Here is a 20419-nt window from a genome sequence, read left to right as displayed (position 1 = left end):
AGATGAAAGCACGCCGACTCCCAAGGGAGACGCAAGTCCGTCAACCGTTTTGCGCTGCCGCATCTCGCGCTCTCGGCTGGATATGCATCGCCTCGCTGTGGGCAGCCAGTCCTGCGCTTCAGGCGACCGACTTCTCTTACCTGCAGCCTCTCGAAGAGGCGGAGCTCGAGGAGCTGAGAGGCGGTTTTCAGCTGGCAGGGCTCGACATGAGTTTCGGTGCCACGCTGCAGACCCTGGTCGACAACGTGCGCATGGATACCGTCTTCGTCATCCATCCCACCGGGGCGGAGATGGTGTCGCAGACCGTCAGTCAGCAGGGAACGATCGAAGGCCAGGTGGTCAGTCGGGTAGGTCAAGGTAGCGGCAGTACCATCATGGAGCTGACACCGAACGGTATCAATCTGGCCGGCATGAAAGATCTTTCCGGGCTGGTGGTGAACGATACCAAGGGTTTTACCGCGGTATTCCACTCGGCCACCAAGAACGCCATTCTCGGCAGTGTGGTCAGCGATGCCTCGGAGCGGGACATCCAGCAGCGGCTCGATATTGGCGTGCAGATCAACAACCTGCCCGCGCTGCGGGCGGCGCAGCAGCGTCACGCCATTACCGAATCCTTGGCACGCTGAATGCAATCTGGGCGATAACGTGGGTCGGTGCCCGGCACCGACCCACGTTTCCAACCCCCATTTTCCACATGCTCGCGTCTACCATCTCGCCAAGGCGTTGGTGCCGAAAGGTACCCGCAGGGTCAGCACGGTATTGGGTGCGTCGTCGGTGACGCCCAGCTCAAGCCCCAGATTGACCGAGACGTCCGGGTTGATCTGGTAGGACCAGCCTAGCAGCAGCGAGCCGACGTTCAACGTACGTGAACTCTGGGTCGCGGTACGCCCATCCTGGAAATAGGTGGTCTTGGTCCTGTCGATGAAGTCGTTCTTGAAGCCCAGGGTGAAGGAGGCGCGCGGGTTGATGGCGTAGGCCATGCCGAAGCTGAGCCGTACCGCATCGCCCGGATCCACCTTGGTAATGCGTAATTCCTCGGTGAGCTGGGTGTCGACGTTGTCACTCATGTTGTAGAGATAGCCGAGGTTGGCGAAGAACACTGCCGGGTCGGAGGGGAACAGCGCCGTGATGCTGGGTTCGATGGCGTGGAAACCGGAGCCGGTTGCCAGCTCCTGTTCGATGCCGTCGGAGTCCCGGGCGATATCGAAGGGGCCGTCTCCGGTGACGCTCTTGTAGCGCAGGTTGCCGACGAAGAAGGGCCAGCCACCTTGGCCGCGGTTGAGCTGATAGCGGGCGGTGATCTCGATATCCCCGAGTCCGTTGCCCGACAGGTCTCGGTCAATATCAAAGCTATCGTCTCCCACCGTTGGAACCGTGGCTCTCAGGGTGTCGTCCCTATAGACGTAGGGCACTCTGAGCTCCAGCTCCAGCCGGTCGGTGACGCCCAGGCGGCCGGTCAGCGCGGCCGTCCAGATGTCGCGTTCTGCCTCCTCGGCGCTGAACACTCCGATCAACAGGGTGCTGAGGATCTCGATGCCGCGAAACGTCAGTCGGTTGACCCCCGAGTGGGAGTACTGCAGGGAGGGCTCGATCACCAGGCGGCCGCGTGGTGTCAGCACGCCGCCGATATCGGCGATGGCCTGCACTTCGGGCTGCTGCGGCTGTTCCGCCACCGGCGCCTGGCCCACTGGGGAGGTGATACCAGCGGGTGCAGCCGTTTCCTGGGCGGCCACGGTTTGTGACAAGGCCAGTCCCAGGCCAGTTGCGGCGGACAACAGTATGGCTGTTCTTGTGCTCATGATTTCGTTTCCCTTGATGCCTGGTTCCAAGGAACCGTTGTGATTAGGGCCGTTCGTCAAGGCGCTGGATGTCGTACTTGTCCATCAGGCGGTACAGCGTGACGCGAGAGACCCCTAACTCCCGCGATGCGCGCGCGATGTTGTGACGACTTCTCTTGAGGGCGTTGACGATGGTGGTGCGTTCCGCCTGTTGGCGTATTTCCTCCAAGGTTGCCGGTCGGCGTGGACGGTCCGGTTTGCCGATAGGGAGGTCCGCGGCTTCGATGTATGGCGTATCCGACATGAGCATGGCGCGACACACGGTGTTCATCAGCTCACGGACGTTGCCCGGCCAGTCATGCTCGTGAAGCAGGCGCATGGCCTGGGGACTGATGCCCACCAGGCCGGGCGGTCGGTATTGCTTGAAGCGTTCGAAGAAGAGTTCGACCAGCGTCTCGAGATCCTGCTTGCGCTCACGCAGCGGTGGCATCCTGATTTCGAGCACGTTCAGGCGGTAGAAGAGGTCATGTCGGAAACGGCCCTCCTCTGCCAGCAACGACACGTCTCGGTTGGAGGCGGCAATGATGCGCACGTCTATGGGGGTTTCCCGGTGGCTGCCCAGGCGCGAGATGCTGCCGCTCTCGATGAAGCGCAGAAAATTGGCCTGCAGGTCATAAGGAAGCTCGCTGATCTCATCCAGGAACAGGGTGCCACTCGACGCGGCCTCGATCTTTCCCATGCGGCGGCTGTAGGCGTCGGTGAAGGCTCCCTTCTCGTAGCCGAACAGTTCGGACTGGATCAGATTGGGAGGAATCGCACCGCAGTTGACGGCAATGAAGGGGGCCTTGGCACGAGCGGACAGTTCATGGACCGCTCTTGCCGCAAGCTCCTTGCCGGTCCCCGATTCACCGGTGATGAATACCGGCGCATCGACGCCGGCGACGACCTGGATCTGCTCTATGACGCGACGCATGCATGGTGCGCGGCTGATCATTTTCTTGCCGGCCACCTGAAGCGACGAATGTTTCATTGCGATGGCGGCTATGGCGTGCCGCCTGACGATATGCAGCAGCAGGCAGTGCAAGCCGGGAAGATCGTCGGGCGTGTGCACACTGTGAAACAGCTTTCCCAGAGCGTGCCTAACACTCGGATGCGTGGAGCGCTGGGGGTCGATCAATGCCACCCACTCGAAGTCGCTCGCGACAATGAGTCTTTCCACCGCTGGCAGGGCATCAGGGGTGTCGTTCTCGATATACAGGAGCCCGGCGTGGAAGACGGTTGCCGGACTGAGCTGGCCTGCTGTCTCGGGATTCTCACATAGCGTTACGCTGTAGCCATGAGCGCTCAGTGCGTCCAGCATGTCCCGGGATCTGGCAGGTATCCGATCCACCAGTATGACGTGAGGGTGCATCTCCATGGACCATGTTCCTTTCGGTGCGCTCCTGTGGGTAATCGCGCCTGGTCATATCAATGCCTGATCTCGCGCTTGTAGCTGGGGGGAACGCTGAACAGGTTACGTCGAGCCCAATTCATGGCCTGCAGCCGGTTGTGCACCTTGATTTTCCTGAAAATGTTGTAGAGATGGGATTTCACCGTATGCTCGCTGACGAACAGCTTTTCGGCGATTTCCGCATTGGTGGCGCCGGTGCCGAGCAGGCCGATGATCTCCAGCTCACGCTGTGTCAGGCCGCAGGCCGGCCGATACGAATTCATCTGCTGGCGCCGCAGCAACTGGATCATGCGTGACATCAGCGCGCGGGACATCCACAGGCTACCGCTCTGCAGGGCCTCGATTCCCTTGCAGATCAGCTCGACGCTGTCGTTGCGGTAGAAGATCCCCTGGAGATTGAGTGATGAGAGCAGCTCTACGGCATGGTCTTCGCCGCGGACATTGAAAGCGGCCAGACTGATATTGTCTTTACCATCCACTGCTGCCTGCCATTTTTGCATGCCGGCTTCGCTCAGATGATCCAGGTCGAGAATCACCAGAATGTTGTCCTCCGACAGGGCTGGCATGGCTTCCGTTTCGGTGGCCGTCACCGCGTGCCCCAGCTGTTGCTGAAGGTGCTCGATGAACAGCTTGGACTGGGGATTGATATCGGTTACGAGCAGGATCCGCGATTGACTGGCCATGTTCCCCCTCCCTTACATTCGTATCTCTAAATGTAAATTATTGTAATCGAAAGACCGTCTCTGGAGTCTCGGACAAAAAAGGAGAATGCGTTAATACGTTTTTTGCATTGCGTTATAAAGACTTATTCCATTTGGATTTAACGTTTCATACTCCTTACAGCGTGGCGATCAGTCGATCAGCCGGCCTACCTCTACCGAAGCCACCTTTTCACCCATTGATTGGTAAGAAATATTCTTTTCTATCAGCGTCTTGCAAAACACTTGCCCATGTCGTTCCACTGGCTTGTTAAGCCAGGTTTCCAGTTGTCGTTTTTTGTCAGTAGCACTAGAGCCATGCATGTGGTCTGGCTCATATCACCTCTTTTCCACAGAGGTTTCTCAGACCCCGTTTCTTTTTGGTTACACCCTCCTTTTGCACCGATTCAGCATAGTCTATTTAAAACAACAGGTTATGGTTTTGGCATGGTCTTTGCCCGGTACTAGATGAGCCACGCTGAGGATGAATCGATGAACACTCGCAACGCCGTCAAAGCCAGCACCGGAGAAGCGCAGCGACAGCGCCCGATGGGTAACCACGCCATGCTGGCCGCTCTTTTCTTCGGCGTGGCCTGGTGTGTCCCTGCCGCCGCCCTGGGGGAAGGTGAGGCTTTCCTCGCCGAGGAAACGAGAACCGCTGCCTGGCAGGAGTTGGATGCGGTTCATCTCGATGACGTTCGTGGACGCTATGTCCCTTCCTCGGAACTCGAGCTGGATCAGCCGTGGGGCGTGGTGCTCTGGGACGAGAGAGGTGGCGGCTCCAAGAGCGGCTCTGGCGGACGGCAGACGGAGGCCGGGAACAATCAGCAACGCCAATCCATGCGTACCGAGACGATCAGGTGAGCCTCATGCCTTACTTCGAGACGGCAGCAACACGCCATACGAAGCGTCGCGTGTTCGTAGCGAAGGCCGCTTCGCTGGTGCTGGGCGCCATGACGCTCTTACCACCCGTGCACTCATTCGCTCAGGAGGGTGAAGTACGCCATCAGGTCTTTACCACTACCTACAGTGCGGCCAGCTCGATCAGTGGCAATGCGCTGAGCGGCGTCACCGGCGCGGTCAACGTCAATATCGCCTCGGGCGATCGCAACCTGCAGAGCAATTCCGGAGCCATTGCCATCGGCTCCAACGCGCTCGCCAACAATATCGTGGTTCAGCAGATAACCGGAGACAGCGCCCTCGAGCCCGATCGGGCCAGCGTACGGATCGGGGACAACGCCCTGAGCCAGTCCGCTGGCTGGATATCCGTGAATCAGGCGGCGGGGGCACAGAATGTCCAGAGCAACACCTTGAGTGTGGCCCTGGGCGTGCGGGGAAGTTCACTGACCAGTGAGAATCTCAGTCAGGTGCTTTCCGGTGGCAGCGGGCAGGAACAAGGCTCGGACGACTCCCGCTCGTCGCGGCGCGACGTCGAGGTGGAAACCTCGGCCTTCCGTGGCACGACGGGTGTGGTTCAAGTCAACCAGTCCGCAGGAAGGGGCAATGCGTCCAGCAACAGTTTCCGCTTCAGGATGGGGCAGAACTGAGCGGCGTAGTTGCCATTACAACCTCGCAAACCATTGGTTCATTCAGGAGTACTCTCAATGACGACTTTCAAGAAAGCACCCATTGCCATCGCGGTTACTGCTCTGCTTGCCTCTGGCGCAGCGTTAGCTCAAGAGGCGGAGCCGAACTTCTGGAACCCCGGCCCAGGTGGCGGCGATGAAGCCCAGGAAGGCTATTCTGCCAGCAGCAGCATCACTTCAACCGTCAACAACAGCAAGGACGTCAGCATCGAGCACGATGCCAGCTTCTCCAGCGATATCGAAGTCGAGGGCGGTCTCTATCTCTACGACTTCGAGAGCTACGCCGGCGCAACCGTCGATAGCAAGCAGCTCAACGAAGGCAATACGGTCAACAACGCCAGCACCGAGAACCGGGCCAACCTCAGCGGCGGTGCCTTCCAGGGAGCCAGCGGCAACATCGGCGCCAACGTGGCCGGCGGCGACAACAACCAGCAGGCCAACGATGCGGCACTGGCGGCTTCCGATGCCAACCAGGTGTTCGCTCGCGCTTCCAACTTCTCCTTCCAGTCCTCTTCCGACAATGCGGCGAGCAATGCCGGCACCTCCAATTCTGCCGGCGTGAGTGGCGGCGCCTTCCAAGGTGCCAGCGGCAACATTGCCGTCAACGCCGCGGCGGGTACCGGCAACGGTCAGCAGAATGCCTTCTCTGCCGCCGTGACCGAGGGCGACTCCGCCGAGGCGACTTCCGTCGGCGTACAGCAGACCTACGCCAACGTGACCGACAACGGCCTGGCGGAAGTGACCGTCGACCATGGCTGGCCCATCGGCGAGAAGACCTACGGTGGTCCGACCACGACCAATAGCGCTTACGTCAGCGGCGGTTCCTTCCAGAACGCCAGCGGCAACATCGGCGTCAGCGTCGCCAGCGGTTCCGGCAACCAGCAGCGCAACAGCCTGGCTGTGGCCGGCACTCAGTAAACGTCGCCACAGCGGATCGACGATCCGCCCAGCCGGCCCGGCAGGCGGGCCGGCTGGACCCCAACTCAAGCCATCCGAGAGACGGAAGATGCGCAATCCATTCCTTCTGTTAGCCATGTTCGGCATGGCATCGGTCGCATACTCCCAAGTCCAGGCGGCACCGGTTCAGTTCGCCGGTGTGGTGCCTGGCACGGTCGTGACCAAGGAAGTGCAGTCGATACGGGAAAGGCGTTTCGAAAATCTGGTCGAGCAGGAGACGGATTTCTCGTGTGGGGCGGCATCCCTCGCCACCATTCTCAAGTACGCCTATGGCTGGACCGACGTTACCGAGGAGACGGTGCTGGCCGGGTTGATGGAGGTGGCCGATCCCGAGCGGGTGAGAAGCCTGGGGTTCTCGCTGCTCGACCTGAACAATTACGTGCAGAGCATCGGATTGCGTGGCAGGGGCTACGAGATCGGTCCCGAATCCCTCGAAGAGGTTTCGATACCCGTCATCGTCCTGCTCAACCTCGACGGCTACGAGCACTTCGTGGTGATGAAGAAGGCGCGCGGTGACAGGGTCTATATCGGCGATCCGGCGCTTGGCAATAAGGTCATGGATCGTGACGACTTTCTCGCCTCCTGGAATGACATCATCTTCGCGGTGGTAGGCGACGGTTTCGATACCTCGACGGTGCTGCTCGATCCGGCCCAGCCGTTGACCGCCCGGCGCATGACCGACGTGTTCTCCCCGGTACCCGAACAGCAGCTGCTGGATTTCGGCTTCAAGCACTCGGAAGTGTTCTGAGCCGAGCCCAACTGAGAGGTTGGCACCATGAACATCAGCATGACCCGCAAACAAGGAATCTCGCTCTTCAGCAACATGAGCCTCATCGTTGTCGGTATCGTCGCTGGCGATGCGGCGAGCGCATCCGGCATGTCGGTCGAGTTCGAATCGCAGGCAGAGCAGCGGCAGTTTCGTCAGCTCGATGCCAGCGAGCTGGCCGACATACGCGGCCGCTACGTGCAGGGCAACAGTGTGGTGCTGTTCGGTATGGAGATGTCGACGGTGTGGCAGTCGCCGACGGGAGAGGTCTTCGAGACGCGCGCCGATCTGCAGGTCGACCTTTCCGGCGCCGCCCCGGCGGTGACTTTCACGCCCCATGTCACGGCCACTACCGATGACGCTTACCAGGAGTATATCGATGCCTCCGGCCACCAGGCGGTGGTGATCGATAGCGGTAGCGGTAATGCCACCGGGGTCGTGCAGGTGGTGCAGTCGGGCGGTGATTTCAATGTGGCGGGCAACGACTTCCAGCTCGACATCAATCATGGTGACTTCGGCCAGGCAGGCATCGGCAATGGCGAGACTCAACTGACCAGCGATACCGGCGTGCAGATGTCCATTCAAGGTGGGGCAAGCGGTCTGGGCATGAGCATCGTCATGCCGGGGCAGGGCGAGGTAACGCAGGGCATACACGCCGGGCGGGGGGTGCATCAGTCGGTGTCGCTGACGGGCAGTCATCAGGAAGTGCACAACTTGGCGCGAATGCAGATCCAGATGGACCGAAATATGGGGGCAAATGCACCAACGGGAGATTTGCGTAATGCCTTGGAATCGGCACGCAATCTCGAGAGAGGTTTCTGAAGTCACTTTTTATGTAACGTTTTATTTCATTTTGAATCCTTGTAAGGTGGGCCAAGCGCTAGCCCCAGAATACTTCGGCGACGCCGCCCACCCATTGCGCGTTTGCCATGTGGCTAGCATCGGTTGGACGGATTCGACAAGGGGTAACCAATGACAACACCTGAGCGCATGAGGAGTGCCATAGCACTGCCGGGTCTGCTGGCCGCCACTCTGCTGAGTACCGCTGCCCTGGCACAGAGCGCGCCCGGCCAGGTCGACGGTGAGCCGGTGCGCGAAGCGCAGCCGAGCCAGAGCGTGCGTGACGTACTGCGGGAAGAGCACACGCTCTTTTCCGATCGTCTCACCATCGAGCCGGGTATCACCTACACCTACTCGGATCGCAGCCAACTGGCGCTGAGCGGCTTCCTGGTGCTCGATGCGATCTTTCTCGGCAATATCAGCGTCGATACCGTCGAGAGCCACACCACCACCTTCGATCTCAACCTGCGCTACGGCCTGACCAACCGACTGGAGCTGGAGCTGAATCTGCCATACGTATATCGCTCCACCACGTATCAAAGCGTAGGGGCGGGCGGGGCGACGGATCGTTACATCGAGGAGGACGTCACCCAGGGTGGGCTCGGTGACGTTCGCGGCTCGCTCTATTACCGCCTGCTGCCCGAGACGGCCACGCGCCCGGACGTGGTCTGGAACCTGGGTGTGCGCGCTCCGACCGGCAAACATCCCTACGGGATAGAGACGCGTGAGGTCGAAGGTAGTGAAGGAAACCTGACCGTGCCCGAGGAGCTGCCGACGGGCAACGGCGTGTGGGGAGTCTCGACGGGCTTGTCGGTGCTAAAGACGTTGGATCCGGCCATCATCTTCGCCAACCTGGGTTATACGTACAATTTCGAGAGAAGCTTTTCCGATATTTCCAGCGATCCGGGCGATCATCCGGGTCGGATCGACCTGGGCGATGCCTTGCGCTTCGGTTTTGGCACGGCCTTCGCGCTCAACCCTCGCTTCAGCCTGTCGATTTCCTATAGCCATCAGCATGCCTTCGAGTCGAAGCGGACCTTCGAGGGCGAGTCGCGGGAGACCCTGACCGGAAGCGGTGCCACATCCGGCGCGGTCAATCTCGGCGCCACCTATGCCATGAGCGATACCACGTCGATCGTGACCAACGTGGGCATCGGCATGACCGACGATGCCCCGGACATCACCCTGACCTTCCGCATGCCGTTCCAGATGTGAGAAGAATGCCCCGAACAGGTGACATCCAAGGTTCGGGGCATCATGGCGGGCTCGATCAGGTGGCAGTAAGAGAGATGGCTTCCTCGCCCTTGCGCCCCAGCTGGTGCTTCTCCATCAGACGATAGAGCGTCACCCGGGATACGCCCAGCTCGTCGGCCGCTTTCTTGACCTTGTGCTTGTTGCGGCTCAAGGCGCCGATCAGTGCTTCTTTTTCGGCGCTGTTGCGTGCCTCCTCCAGCGTGATGGCATGGCGGTTCGAGGTGCGCCGCTCCAGCCCCAGGTCCGCCGGCTTGATCAGCCGCTGCTCGCACATGACCATGGCACGGCGTACCCGGTTGATCAGTTCGCGGATGTTGCCCGGCCAGTGGTACTGGCGCATCAGAGCCAGCGCCTCCAGGCTGAAACCGCGAACCTTCATCGACTTCTCCTCGATGAACTTGTTGAAGAAGAAGCGAGCCAGGATCTCGATGTCCTCCTGACGTTCCCGCAACGGCGGGATGTTGACCTGCAGCACGTTGAGGCGGTGGTAGAGATCTTCGCGGAAGCGACCCTCCTCGACGGCTTTCTCGAGGTCGACATGGGTTGCCGAGAGTACCCGGACGTCGACATGGATCTCATCCAGGGCACCGATGCGCTGAATGGTCTTCTCCTCCAGGAAGCGCAGCAGGTTGACCTGCAGCTCGAGGGGGAGGTCGCCGATCTCGTCCAGAAACAGCGTGCCGCCTGCGGCCGCCTCGATCTGGCCGATCTTCTGCTGGCTGGCTCCGGTGAAGGCACCCTTTTCGTGGCCGAACAGCTCGGACTGAATCAAGCTGCTGGGTAGGGCGCCGCAGTTGACGGCAATGAAAGGCGCCGTGGCGCGCTGCGAACGTTCGTGGACGGCCCGGGCGGCGAGCTCCTTGCCCGTTCCCGACTCGCCGCTGATGAAGACCGGTGCATCGACCGAGGCGACCCGGCGTATGGTCTCGAATACCTTGTGCATGGCCGGTACGGTGCCGACCATTTCGAATTCGGCCCCTTGGGGCGCCACGGATGAAGCCTCTTCGGAACGCAGCCGCTTCATGGCCACGGCGTGCTGCATCAGACAGTCGATTTGATCGATGTCCACCGGCTCCGGCTGGTAGGCCATGAAAAGATCGCCCAGCGTTCTGCAAAGTAGCGGGTCGTCCAGCTCCGGCTCACGCAGCAGTGCCATCCACTCCATGTCCGAGCGAACGACCAGTCGCTCGACCCGCTTCAGATCGCTGATGACGCTGTCGTGCAAGCAGAAGATCCCTGCTTCGTGCTCACCTTCGACCAGCCGAGACTCCGCCTGGGCCAGCGTGCCTGCCGTGCTGACGCTCCAACCTTTATCGGTCATGCGCTCTACCAGCCGCTGCTGGCCGCTGCCCAGCGTGCCCACCATCAAGAGTCTTGCCTTGTTATCCATTGTCGCTCGTCCCTTTCGAATCCTTCGACATTGAAGCAAGCGTTGGTTTCTTTTAATTACAATTGAAATGCAATTACGACTTTTCTTTGCTTGTCTTACTCCATAAGCCAACAGGAATATTGGTTGTCTATGTTCGTAATAAAAACGCCTCTAGAATCAAAGCGTTGTTTATTTTGTAAACGGCTTTATTGCTATGCTGATGTCTCTCGTCACCTCCTGTAGCGTCAAGGACCACAGCTTGTAAAGATAGGTTACAAGAACGCTTTCAACAAGCCTCGCCAGGTATGTGTGCCGAATCGATTAGCTCGCGGGTAGCGGACTTCCTATGCGTCGAATCCAGCGGTTCTGCTTCGGCCTGACTGCCGCCTCGTGTAAAATGTGCCGGAGACAACGACCTGCCCAAGGAGCCATCGTGACATCTACGGACGAACTGGTATTGGCCAGCGGTAACCCCGGCAAGATTCGGGAGTTCGGCCAGCTTTTCGCGTCCCTCGGGCTACGCATCAGACCCCAGTCCGATTTCGGCGTGGCCGACGTCGAGGAAACCGGTCTGACCTTCGTCGAAAACGCGCTGCTCAAGGCGCGCGAAGCCAGCCGGGCCAGCGGCTTGCCTGCACTGGCGGACGACTCCGGACTCGAAGTGGATGCTCTTGCGGGGCAGCCGGGCATCTACTCGGCCCGCTTTGCCGGCGAACCCAAGAGCGATCGGCGCAACAATGCCAAGCTGATCGAATCGCTGAAGGGGGTTACGGGTAGCGGCCGCAGTGCCCGCTACTGGTGTGCGCTGGTCTACCTGCGTCATGCCGACGACCCGGTGCCTCTCATCGTGCAGCGCAGCTGGGAAGGCGAGATCCTCGAGCAGCCGCGCGGCGAGGGCGGCTTCGGCTATGACCCGCTGTTCTGGCTGCCTGCGCTGGGCAAGAGCGTGGCGGAACTCGATGCCGAGGAGAAGAATCGCGTGAGCCATCGTGGCCGCGCCCTCGACGCCATGTTGGCGGCCCTGCGCGAGACGTCCCGACCCTGATGCCTGCTTCGCCTCGAGATACGATCGGGCCACCGTTGGCGCTCTACGTCCACGTGCCCTGGTGCGTGCGCAAGTGTCCCTACTGCGACTTCAACTCCCATGGCGTGGGCCGAGGTACGGACTTGCCCGAAGCGGAGTACCTGGCTGCCCTGCTTGCCGATCTCGAGGCCGATCTGCCACTGGCTGCGGGTCGCCCTCTGGTCAGCGTCTTCATTGGCGGTGGAACGCCGAGCCTGATGTCGGCCGAGTTCTATGCGCGTTTCTTCGAGGCCCTGGCGCAGCGGTTACCGCTAGCGCAGGACATCGAGATCACGCTGGAAGCCAACCCCGGCACGCTGGAGCGCGGTCGCTTCCAGGGCTATCGCCAGGCCGGCATCAATCGGCTCTCGCTCGGCGTGCAGAGCTTCCAGTCGGCCCAGCTGAGCGCGCTGGGGCGCATTCACAGCGGTGACGATGCGGTGGCCGCGGTGGCGGAGGCGCGTGCCGCCGGGTTCGACAACCTCAACCTCGACCTGATGCACGGCCTTCCCGGCCAGACCCCGGAGCTGGCCCTGGCCGATCTGGAGTGTGCTCTGGCGCTGGAGCCGGAGCACCTCTCCTGGTATCAGCTCACCCTCGAGCCCAACACCGAATTCCACTCGCATCCGCCTGCTCTGCCCCATGAGGAGGTGCTGTGGGACATCCAGGACCTGGGCCACGAACGGCTCGAGGCGGCGGGCATGGCACGCTACGAGATCTCTGCCTACGCGCGGCCCGGGCGGCGCTCGCGACACAACCTCAACTACTGGCGCTTCGGTGACTACCTGGGCATCGGTGCCGGCAGCCACGGCAAGCTCAGTGTCGCCGATGGTGAGTCAGGGCGGCTGCACATCGAGCGCCGCTGGAAGACGCGCCAGCCCGAGGCCTATCTGCGGCGGCGCGAGGATCCCCGCGGCTTCGTTGCCGGTCGCAGCGAGGTCGGCGACGACGAGCTGCCGCTGGAGTTCGCCATGAATGCGCTGCGCCTCGTCGAAGGTGTTGCCATGGCGGACTGGGCGGCGCATACCGGTCGCCCGCGAACGCTGCTCGGTGAACGGCTCGTGGCGGCACGCAAAAAAGGACTTCTCGTGGAAGATGCACAAAGGCTTCAGGCTTCGCCCCAAGGTCTATTATTCTTGAACGAGCTGCTGGCGCTCGTGAGTGAAGCTGGCACAGAATGAGCTCGTTCCCCTGATCCGGAGATTGTCCATGTTCAAAGCGTCTCGACTCGTTGCCCCTCTTGCCGCTGCCATCCTGCTCGTGGGCTGTGCAACGACCGACCCCTACTCGGGCCAGACCCAGCGCTCCAGCACCATGACCGGCGCCGGAGTTGGCGCGGCCGTGGGTGCCGCCGCCGGGGCGCTCTCGGGCAGCGGTAGCACCAGTCGTCGTGATCGTGCGCTGATCGGCGCGGCCGTGGGGGCCGCGGCAGGTGCCGGTATCGGCGCCTACATGGATCGTCAGGAGCAGCAGCTGCGCGAGAGCATGCGCGGCACCGGCGTCGAGGTCGAGCGTCGCGGCGACGACATCGTGCTCAACATGCCCAGCAGCGTGACCTTCGGCTTCGACTCCAGCGAGCTGACCGTGCAGGCGCGCAACGCCCTCAACGATGTGGCCAACGTGCTGACCCAATACACCGATACCCGGGTCAACATCGCCGGTCATACCGACAGCACCGGCAGCGTCAGCTACAACCAGCGTCTCTCCGAGCGTCGCGCCGAGTCGGTGGGCAACTACCTGGCCCAGTCCGGGGTGGCACGCAATCGCCTCTACATGACCGGCTACGGCCCCAGCCAGCCGATCGCCACCAACGCCACCGAAGAGGGCCGCGCTCAGAACCGTCGCGTCGAGATCACCCTGACTCCCATCGAGTCGCAGTTCCAGTAAGCACGACGCATCCGTGGCATCGGCAGGCCCGTCATCGCTCAGATGACGGGCCTGTGCATTTTCGTTCCGTACCAGCCGAAGGCGATTCGCCATGCTCTCCTATCAGCATGCCTACCATGCCGGCAATTTCGCCGACGTTCACAAGCATCTCACCCTCCATGCGGTCATCGATCATCTGCTGCGCAAGACCTCGCCGATCACCTTCTTCGATACCCATGCCGGTCGCGGCCTCTACCCGCTGGAGGCGAGCGAGACCCAGCGCCTGGGCGAGTATCGCCACGGCGTGCTGCCGTTGTGGCAAGCGCGTGAGGCACTGAGCGACGAGCCGCTGCTGGCCGGCTGGCTGGAGGCCATCGCCGCTTTGCAGTCCAATGCCGGCCGGCTCGAACGCTACCCGGGCTCGCCCTGGTGGCTGAGCCAGCGGCTGCGGCGGGACGACCGCCTGCAGCTGTTCGAGTTGCATCCCGCTGAGCACGAACATCTGACGCAGCAGGCGTTACCGGCCAACGTGCGGCGCATCCACGCCGACGGTTTGGCGGGCTTGAGTGCCGCGCTGCCGGTGGCCACGCCCAGGGTGTGTGCCCTGCTCGACCCCAGCTATGAGCTGAAGGCCGAGTACGCCGAGGTGGCCGAGAGCGTGCTCGGCGCCATGCGCAAGGCGCGCCATGCGGTGGTGCTGGTGTGGTACCCGCTGCTGCCCGCGGCGAGGCATCTCGAACTGCTGGAGCGGCTGCGCGACGGCGGCCTGCGCAAGATCTGGCGCAGCGAACTGACGCTGCGCGAGCCGGGCGAGGAGCGCGGCATGTACGGCAGCGGCATGCTGGTGGTGAACCCGCCCTGGGGGCTGGACGAGCGCCTTGCCGCCGCCATGGCCCGGGTCACGCCGCTGCTGGGCGAGGCCAGCCGTTACCGTGCCGATTGGTGGGTGGGGGAGTAGCCTCTCTTAGCTTGCCGATGAAGGGCTACTTGCCGATACAGAAGCTGCCGAAGATCTCTCCCAGCAGGTCGTCGGCGCTGAACTCGCCGGTGATCTCTCCCAGCGCCTGTTGGGCGTCGCGCAGATCTTCCGCCAGCAGCTCGCCGGCGCCGTAGCCCGATAGCTGCTCTTCGCCGTTGGTGAGGGCTCGCTGCGCCCGGTCCAGGGCATCCAGATGGCGGCGCCGGGCCGAGAAGCGTCCTTCGGTGGTGGCGGTGAACCCCATCACCGCCTTGAGGTGCGCCTTGAGATTCTCCAGGCCTGCACCGGTGCGCGCCGACAGGCGGATCACCGGCGTGGTGTCGGCGCCGTCGAAGCCGGCCTGCTCCTGGCTGGTATCGATCTTGTTGCGCACCAGGGTCAGGCGGGTCGGATCGGGCAGGCGGGCGACGAACTCCGGCCAGATCGCCATGGGATCGGTCGCCGCGGTGGTGGTGGCATCCACCAGCAGCAGCACGCGGTCGGCCTTCTCGATCTCGGCCCAGGCCCTGGCCACGCCGATCTGTTCCACCGCGTCCGGTGTGTCGCGCAGCCCCGCGGTATCGATCACGTGCAGCGGCATGCCGTCCAGGTGAATGTGTTCGCGCAGCACGTCGCGGGTGGTACCGGCGATATCGGTGACGATGGCGGTCTCCTGCTCGGTGAGGGCATTGAGCAGGCTCGACTTGCCGGCATTGGGCCGCCCGGCGATCACCACGTTCATGCCTTCACGCATCAGCGCCCCCTGGCCGGCGGCGGTGCGCACCTCGGCGAGCTCCGCCTGCACCCCGGCGAGCATCTCGGCCACTCGGCCGTCGGCCAGGAAGTCGATTTCCTCTTCAGGAAAGTCGATGGCCGCCTCCACGTACATGCGCAGCTCGATGAGCTTGTCCACCAGGCTCGCCACCCGGCGGGAGAACTCCCCCTGCAGCGAGCGTAGGGCGTTCTCGGCGGCGCTTCTCGAGCTGGCCTCGATCAGGTCGGCGATGGCCTCGGCCTGGGCCAGGTCGAGCTTGTCGTTGAGAAAGGCGCGCTCGGAGAACTCCCCCGGCCGGGCCAGGCGGGCGCCGAGCTGAACGCAGCGCTCCAGCAGCAGATCCATGATCACCGGGCCGCCATGGCCCTGCAGCTCCAGCACGTCCTCGCCGGTGAAGGAGTGCGGCCCGGCGAAATAGAGGGCAATGCCTTCGTCGATGATGCCGGCAGCGCCGTGGAAGGGACCGTAGTGGGCGCGGCGCGGCTCCGGGCGGTGACCCACCACGGCCTCGGCAATCGTGGCGCACAGGGGGCCCGAGACGCGAATGATACCGACCCCGCCGCGCCCTGGCGGCGTGGCCAGCGCGGCGATGGTGTCCTGATGGTAGAGCCGCTCGGCCATGCGCTATTCCCTCGCTGGTAAGGCCTAAACGCCGAACCCCTGCCGAGGCAGGGGTCCAGGTAGTGCCGGGACAGGGTTACTTGGTCTTCAACCCTTTGCCGACGCTGGGGTCGTTCTCGATCTTGCGGGTGATGGCGTACTGCTGCGCGATCGAGATGATGTTGTTGACCACCCAGTAGATCACCAGGCCGGCCGGGAACCACAGGAAGAAGAAGGTGAAGACGATAGGCAGCATCTTCATGATCTTCGCCTGCATGGGGTCCGGAGGCGTCGGGTTGAGCAGTTGCTGCACGTACATCGACACGCCCATCAGGATCGGCAGGATGAAGAAGGGATCCTTCATCGACAGGTCCTGAATCCAGAACATGAAGGGCGCGTGGCGCAGCTCCACCGACTCCAGCAGCATCCAGTACAGGGCGATGAACACCGGCATCTGCACCAGGATCGGCAGACAGCCGCCCAGAGGATTGATCTTCTCCTTCTGGTAGAACTTCATCATCTCCTGGGACATCTTCTGGCGGTCGTCGCCGTACTGCTCCTTCAGGCGCTGCATCTCCGGGCCCAGCTTGCGCATGCGGGCCATCGACTTGTAGGCCTTGGCGGAGAGCGGCCACATGGCCAGCTTGACCAGGATGGTCAGGAAGACGATGGACCAGCCCCAGTTGCCCACCAGGTTATGAATCTGGTCGAGCAGCCAGAACAGCGGGTTGGCGATGAACCACAGCCAGCCGTAATCGACGGTCAGGCGCAGATGCGGGGCGACCTGCTCGAGATAGTCCTGAACCTTGGGGCCCACGTAGAGGGTGGCACCCAGGCGTGCCTCGCCGTCTGCCGCCACCGTGGTCACCGGGCCGGCGAAAGCCGCGACGTTGCGGTTACGCGAGTCGGTGGTGGCGTACTGCAGGTTCTGCTGGTTCTGGGGCGGCGCCCAGGCCGAGACGAAATAGTGCTGGATGATCGCGACCCATCCGCCCTGAACGTCTCGGTTGTTGAAGCGTCCGCGCTGGATGTCGTCGAAATCGACCTTCTGGTAGCGCTCGTCCGGCGATGAGTAGGCCGCACCCAGATAGGAGCTCATGCCCAGTGCCACGCCCGCCGAGGGGTCGGGGCTGTTGTCCCTGGCCAGTTGACCGATGAAACGGGCAGTGACCGGCGCTTCGGTGTTGTTGGCCAGGTAGTAGCTGACCTCGACCGCATAGCTGCCGCGCTCGAAGGAGAAGCGCTTGATCACATCGACGCCGTTCACTTCTCCGTGCAGGTCCACGTCCAGACGACCCTCGCCGTCGGCCAGACGATAGCTGGTGTTCTCCGCGGTGAAGCCGATGCGTCCACCGTGACCGTCCAGTTGCAGGCCCGAGCGGGCCACGTAGCTGCGCGTCTCACTGTCCGAGAGCAGCACGTAGGGGCGGTCCGAGCCCAGCGTCATGCGATGGCGGGGCAGTGCCGCATAGACGATGTCTCCCCCCTGGGGGTCGATGCGCACGTCGAGCACGTCGGTCACCACGGCGACCAGGTCGCGGGTGCTGGTCGGCTCGGCAGGTTCCGCCGGCATGTCGCCGGTCATCTCCTGCTCCGCCCTGGGGGCGGCCGGCACGGCCAACGCGTCGTCATCGGGGGCCTGCGCGTCACCGGGTGCCGGGGCGGTGATGGTGGGAGCATCTGGCTCAGGAGCAACCTGGCCATAATCCTGGTTCCACTGTACCACCAGCAGGTAGGTGAGCACGGCCAGTGGAATCAGCAATAGGAGTCGTTTTACGTCCATGAGGGTTCTGCCCGGTGGGTAGTGAACATGCCGCTGGAACGAGATCCGCTGCCATGTGAAAGAGGGCGACAGCCTGCCGAGGCAGGCCATCGAAGCGGAGACAAATACCGCATCCGGTCAGGAGGTCATCGACTTCTGCGCGTCACGCTCCAGGCGCCGCCACATGCCGAAAAGCTGGCGATGCAGCGTGGCCTTGTCCAGTTCGCTCGCGCCGCGACGTGCCAGCAGGACGATATCCACGGCGGGTAATGAGCACTGGCGCAGACGTAAGGATTCGCGCACCACACGCTTCAGGCAGTTGCGATCCACGGCTCTGCGGACGTTCTTCTTGCTGATGACCAGGCCAAGGCGGGGGTGGTCCAGTCCATTGGGGCACGCCAGGGCCATCAGCCCCTTGCCATGTACCTTGAGTGCAGCGTGATCGAAAACGTATCGATAATCCCCGGCTGTCAGCAGTCGCAGCTGTTTGGGGAAACCATGACCGGACACGCGCAATCCGCGATCAGGCGCTCAGACGCTTGCGGCCCTTGGCGCGGCGGCGAGCCAGAACGGCACGACCATTCTTGGTAGCCATGCGAGCACGGAAGCCGTGGACACGCTTGCGCTTCAGAACGCTGGGTTGAAAGGTGCGTTTCATAACTCTTGATTCCCACGTGGTTTGTTGACGGATCGTCTTACAGGAATGCCCTGATTCCCGACAGGAACCAGGGGCAGATTCGGTTCAAGACCGGAAATTGTAGAGACTTCGGCTGCCCGACGCAATTGTTCCTCACCTTCCCGCATCACCTCAGGGCATCCGCAGCGAACGCCACTGGGGTAATCATCATAAGAGGTTTTCTTGAATCTACTGTGACTAATAATGGGGATCGATTCTGTTGATAAAGTAGTATTTGCTTTTCTCATCAGCTGGTTGGCTGATGTCTGGGTCTGTGGAAAAGCGTTGGGAAAGGAGTGCTCATGCTGTGACTGGTCGGTTGATGATTGTCCGACTCATCCACACGCCGATGTGGTTCGCCATGGATGAACACGATGATCACTGGCGCCACCCGGGCTTTTCCACAGCCATTTTCCGGCGTTTTCCGCTGTGGATAACCCGGCGGTCGAAGGATACAATGGCCGGTCACGCATCAACGGGTCATGGTGAGGTCGAGTGTCTCTTGCTCTCTGGCAACAGTGTCTGGATTACCTGCAGGACGAGCTGAACGCCCAGCAGTTCAATACGTGGATTCGCCCGCTTCAGGCCGAGGAGGGCGAAGCCAACGAGCTGCGACTGCTGGCGCCCAACCGCTTCGTGCGTGACTGGGTCGGCGACAAGTATGCCAAGCGCATCAATGAGCTGCTCAGGGAGCTGGCGCCTGCCAAACCACCGCGGGTGGTACTGGCTGTGGGCAGTCGCAAGGTGGCTGCGGTCAAACCCCAGACACGCGAACTCGGGGCTCCGGTCTCGGCCAATCCTCACTCCCCCTTGGCGCCTGCCGTTCAGGTACCGCCGCGCGGCGACATCGGCGATGAGCGCGAGATCGACCAACTGCGCGAAGAGGGCGGCTCGGCGCGGCGTTCCGGCAGCGAGCGCGAAGTGCAGGTCGAGGGTAGTCTCAAGCACAGCAGCGGTCTCAACCCCAGCTTCACCTTCGAAACCTTCGTCGAGGGCAAGTCCAACCAACTGGCTCGGGCCGCCTCGCGGCAGGTCTCGGAGAACCCCGGCGGTGCCTACAACCCACTGTTTCTCTACGGTGGGGTCGGTCTGGGCAAGACCCACCTGATGCATGCCGTGGGCAATGCCCTGGCAACACGGCGCGAGAACGCACGGGTCGTCTATCTGCACTCCGAGCGCTTCGTGGCGGACATGGTCAAGGCGCTGCAGCTCAATGCCATCAATGATTTCAAGCGCTTCTATAGAAGCGTCGATGCGCTGCTGATCGACGATATCCAGTTCTTCGCCGGCAAGGAGCGCTCTCAGGAAGAATTCTTCCATACTTTCAATGCCTTGCTTGAGGGCGGTCAGCAGATGATCCTGACCTCGGACCGCTATCCCAAGGAGATCAGCGGCGTCGAGGAGCGTCTCAAGTCACGTTTCGGCTGGGGCCTTACCGTGGCCATCGAGCCACCGGAGCTGGAAACCCGGGTCGCCATCCTGATGAAGAAAGCGGATCAGGCCAAGGTGGACTTGCCTCACGACGCCGCTTTCTTCATTGCCCAGAAGATTCGTTCCAACGTGCGGGAGCTGGAGGGGGCGCTGAAAAAAGTCATTGCCGACTCCCACTTCATGGGCAAGCCTATCACCCAGGATTTCATTCGCGAGTCGCTGAAGGATCTGCTGGCGCTGCAGGACAAGCAGGTCGGCGTCGACAACATTCAGCGCACCGTGGCCGAGTACTACAAGATCAAGCTCGCCGACCTGCTCTCCAAGCGCCGTTCGAGATCCGTGGCCAGGCCGCGTCAGGTCGCCATGGCACTGGCCAAGGAGTTGACCAATCACAGCCTTCCGGAAATCGGCGACGCCTTCGGCGGACGCGATCACACGACGGTATTGCATGCCTGCCGCAAGGTGCAGGCACTGCAGGAGGAGAGCGCGGATATCCGCGAGGACTACAAGAACCTGCTGCGGCTCTTGACCAGCTGAGTGCAGGTTCGCCAGGACGTCTGACATCAATGCCCGACACCCATCTACAGGAC

The 20419-nt window shown here is 62.2% G+C and carries 20 protein-coding genes; 12 read left to right on the top strand and 8 right to left on the bottom strand.

The window, feature by feature from the left end:
• The first annotated feature begins 2 nt into the window (after positions 1–2).
• Entirely contained in the window at positions 3–626 is a 624-nt protein-coding gene (locus HOP59_RS07720) for a hypothetical protein (protein ID WP_234253402.1), read from the top strand.
• 78 nt (positions 627–704) lie between these two features.
• Here HOP59_RS07720 and HOP59_RS07715 read toward each other — a convergent pair whose 3' ends face one another.
• The 3 genes from HOP59_RS07715 to HOP59_RS07705 form a co-directional block, all read right to left on the bottom strand.
• A complete protein-coding gene (locus HOP59_RS07715; protein WP_141638478.1) occupies positions 705–1799 on the bottom strand; it encodes a transporter in 1095 nt (364 codons plus the stop codon).
• 43 nt (positions 1800–1842) lie between these two features.
• Positions 1843–3138 carry a sigma-54 interaction domain-containing protein gene (locus tag HOP59_RS07710; RefSeq protein ID WP_234253401.1) on the bottom strand — a complete coding sequence of 432 codons (1296 nt, stop codon included), beginning with the start codon at positions 3136–3138 and terminating at the stop codon, positions 1843–1845.
• Between the two features lie 107 nt (positions 3139–3245).
• Positions 3246–3911, bottom strand: coding sequence for a LuxR C-terminal-related transcriptional regulator (locus tag HOP59_RS07705; protein WP_010625988.1), 666 nt, complete (start codon positions 3909–3911; stop codon positions 3246–3248).
• A gap of 507 nt (positions 3912–4418) precedes the next feature.
• On the opposite strand from HOP59_RS07705, the gene HOP59_RS07700 reads away from it, so the two are divergent.
• From HOP59_RS07700 to HOP59_RS07675, 6 genes are all read left to right on the top strand, one after another.
• Entirely contained in the window at positions 4419–4790 is a 372-nt protein-coding gene (locus HOP59_RS07700) for a hypothetical protein (protein WP_010625989.1), read from the top strand.
• Positions 4791–4795: 5 nt separating this feature from the next.
• Positions 4796–5473, top strand: a complete 678-nt coding sequence (locus tag HOP59_RS07695; protein WP_010625990.1) for a hypothetical protein — start codon at positions 4796–4798, stop codon at positions 5471–5473.
• A 57-nt stretch (positions 5474–5530) separates the two neighbouring features.
• The gene (locus tag HOP59_RS07690) at positions 5531–6430 is read left to right on the top strand and encodes a hypothetical protein (protein WP_010625991.1); all 900 of its coding nucleotides are present in this window, start codon (positions 5531–5533) and stop codon (positions 6428–6430) included.
• Between the two features lie 88 nt (positions 6431–6518).
• The gene (locus HOP59_RS07685; RefSeq protein WP_010625992.1) at positions 6519–7217 is read left to right on the top strand and encodes a C39 family peptidase; all 699 of its coding nucleotides are present in this window, start codon (positions 6519–6521) and stop codon (positions 7215–7217) included.
• 39 nt (positions 7218–7256) lie between these two features.
• On the top strand, positions 7257–8057 hold the full coding sequence (locus HOP59_RS07680) for a hypothetical protein (protein WP_141638479.1): 801 nt from the start codon (positions 7257–7259) through the stop codon (positions 8055–8057).
• Positions 8058–8207: 150 nt separating this feature from the next.
• Entirely contained in the window at positions 8208–9290 is a 1083-nt protein-coding gene (locus HOP59_RS07675; RefSeq protein WP_141638480.1) for a transporter, read from the top strand.
• A gap of 55 nt (positions 9291–9345) precedes the next feature.
• On the opposite strand, the gene HOP59_RS07670 is transcribed toward HOP59_RS07675, so the two are convergent.
• A complete protein-coding gene (locus HOP59_RS07670) occupies positions 9346–10719 on the bottom strand; it encodes a sigma-54 dependent transcriptional regulator (RefSeq protein ID WP_010625995.1) in 1374 nt (457 codons plus the stop codon).
• 412 nt (positions 10720–11131) lie between these two features.
• Here HOP59_RS07670 and rdgB point away from each other — a divergent pair, with 412 nt between their 5' ends.
• The 4 genes from rdgB (at position 11132) to HOP59_RS07650 (ending at position 14585) form a co-directional block, all read left to right on the top strand.
• Positions 11132–11743 (top strand): RdgB/HAM1 family non-canonical purine NTP pyrophosphatase, encoded by a 612-nt coding sequence (gene rdgB, locus HOP59_RS07665; protein WP_026037809.1) that lies wholly within the window; start codon positions 11132–11134, stop codon positions 11741–11743.
• Positions 11743–12942 (top strand): radical SAM family heme chaperone HemW, encoded by a 1200-nt coding sequence (gene hemW / locus HOP59_RS07660; RefSeq protein ID WP_234253400.1) that lies wholly within the window; start codon positions 11743–11745, stop codon positions 12940–12942. The genes rdgB and hemW overlap by 1 nt, the downstream gene beginning before the upstream one ends.
• Before the next feature lie 28 nt (positions 12943–12970).
• Complete coding sequence (locus HOP59_RS07655; RefSeq protein ID WP_086510203.1) at positions 12971–13648, top strand: YiaD family glycine zipper/OmpA-like lipoprotein; 678 nt, start codon at positions 12971–12973, stop codon at positions 13646–13648.
• A 91-nt stretch (positions 13649–13739) separates the two neighbouring features.
• Positions 13740–14585 carry a 23S rRNA (adenine(2030)-N(6))-methyltransferase RlmJ gene (locus HOP59_RS07650; RefSeq protein WP_234253399.1) on the top strand — a complete coding sequence of 282 codons (846 nt, stop codon included), beginning with the start codon at positions 13740–13742 and terminating at the stop codon, positions 14583–14585.
• A gap of 25 nt (positions 14586–14610) precedes the next feature.
• On the opposite strand, the gene mnmE is transcribed toward HOP59_RS07650, so the two are convergent.
• The 4 genes from mnmE to rpmH all read right to left on the bottom strand — a co-directional run bounded on the left by mnmE (position 14611) and on the right by rpmH (position 18380).
• Complete coding sequence (gene mnmE, locus HOP59_RS07645; protein ID WP_234253398.1) at positions 14611–15981, bottom strand: tRNA uridine-5-carboxymethylaminomethyl(34) synthesis GTPase MnmE; 1371 nt, start codon at positions 15979–15981, stop codon at positions 14611–14613.
• Between the two features lie 76 nt (positions 15982–16057).
• Complete coding sequence (yidC, locus tag HOP59_RS07640) at positions 16058–17743, bottom strand: membrane protein insertase YidC (protein WP_026037811.1); 1686 nt, start codon at positions 17741–17743, stop codon at positions 16058–16060.
• Positions 17744–17860: 117 nt separating this feature from the next.
• Positions 17861–18232, bottom strand: a complete 372-nt coding sequence (rnpA, locus tag HOP59_RS07635; RefSeq protein ID WP_026037812.1) for a ribonuclease P protein component — start codon at positions 18230–18232, stop codon at positions 17861–17863.
• 13 nt (positions 18233–18245) lie between these two features.
• Positions 18246–18380 carry a 50S ribosomal protein L34 gene (gene rpmH, locus HOP59_RS07630; RefSeq protein ID WP_010626003.1) on the bottom strand — a complete coding sequence of 45 codons (135 nt, stop codon included), beginning with the start codon at positions 18378–18380 and terminating at the stop codon, positions 18246–18248.
• 513 nt (positions 18381–18893) lie between these two features.
• On the opposite strand from rpmH, the gene dnaA reads away from it, so the two are divergent.
• Complete coding sequence (dnaA, locus tag HOP59_RS07625; protein ID WP_010626004.1) at positions 18894–20366, top strand: chromosomal replication initiator protein DnaA; 1473 nt, start codon at positions 18894–18896, stop codon at positions 20364–20366.
• Positions 20367–20419 lie beyond the last annotated feature (53 nt).

Source organism: Billgrantia aerodenitrificans, from assembly GCF_021404405.1.
Lineage (GTDB): Bacteria > Pseudomonadota > Gammaproteobacteria > Pseudomonadales > Halomonadaceae > Halomonas > Halomonas aerodenitrificans.
Note: the sequence above shows the minus strand (reverse complement) of the source record. Positions and strands in the feature narration are given on the sequence as shown.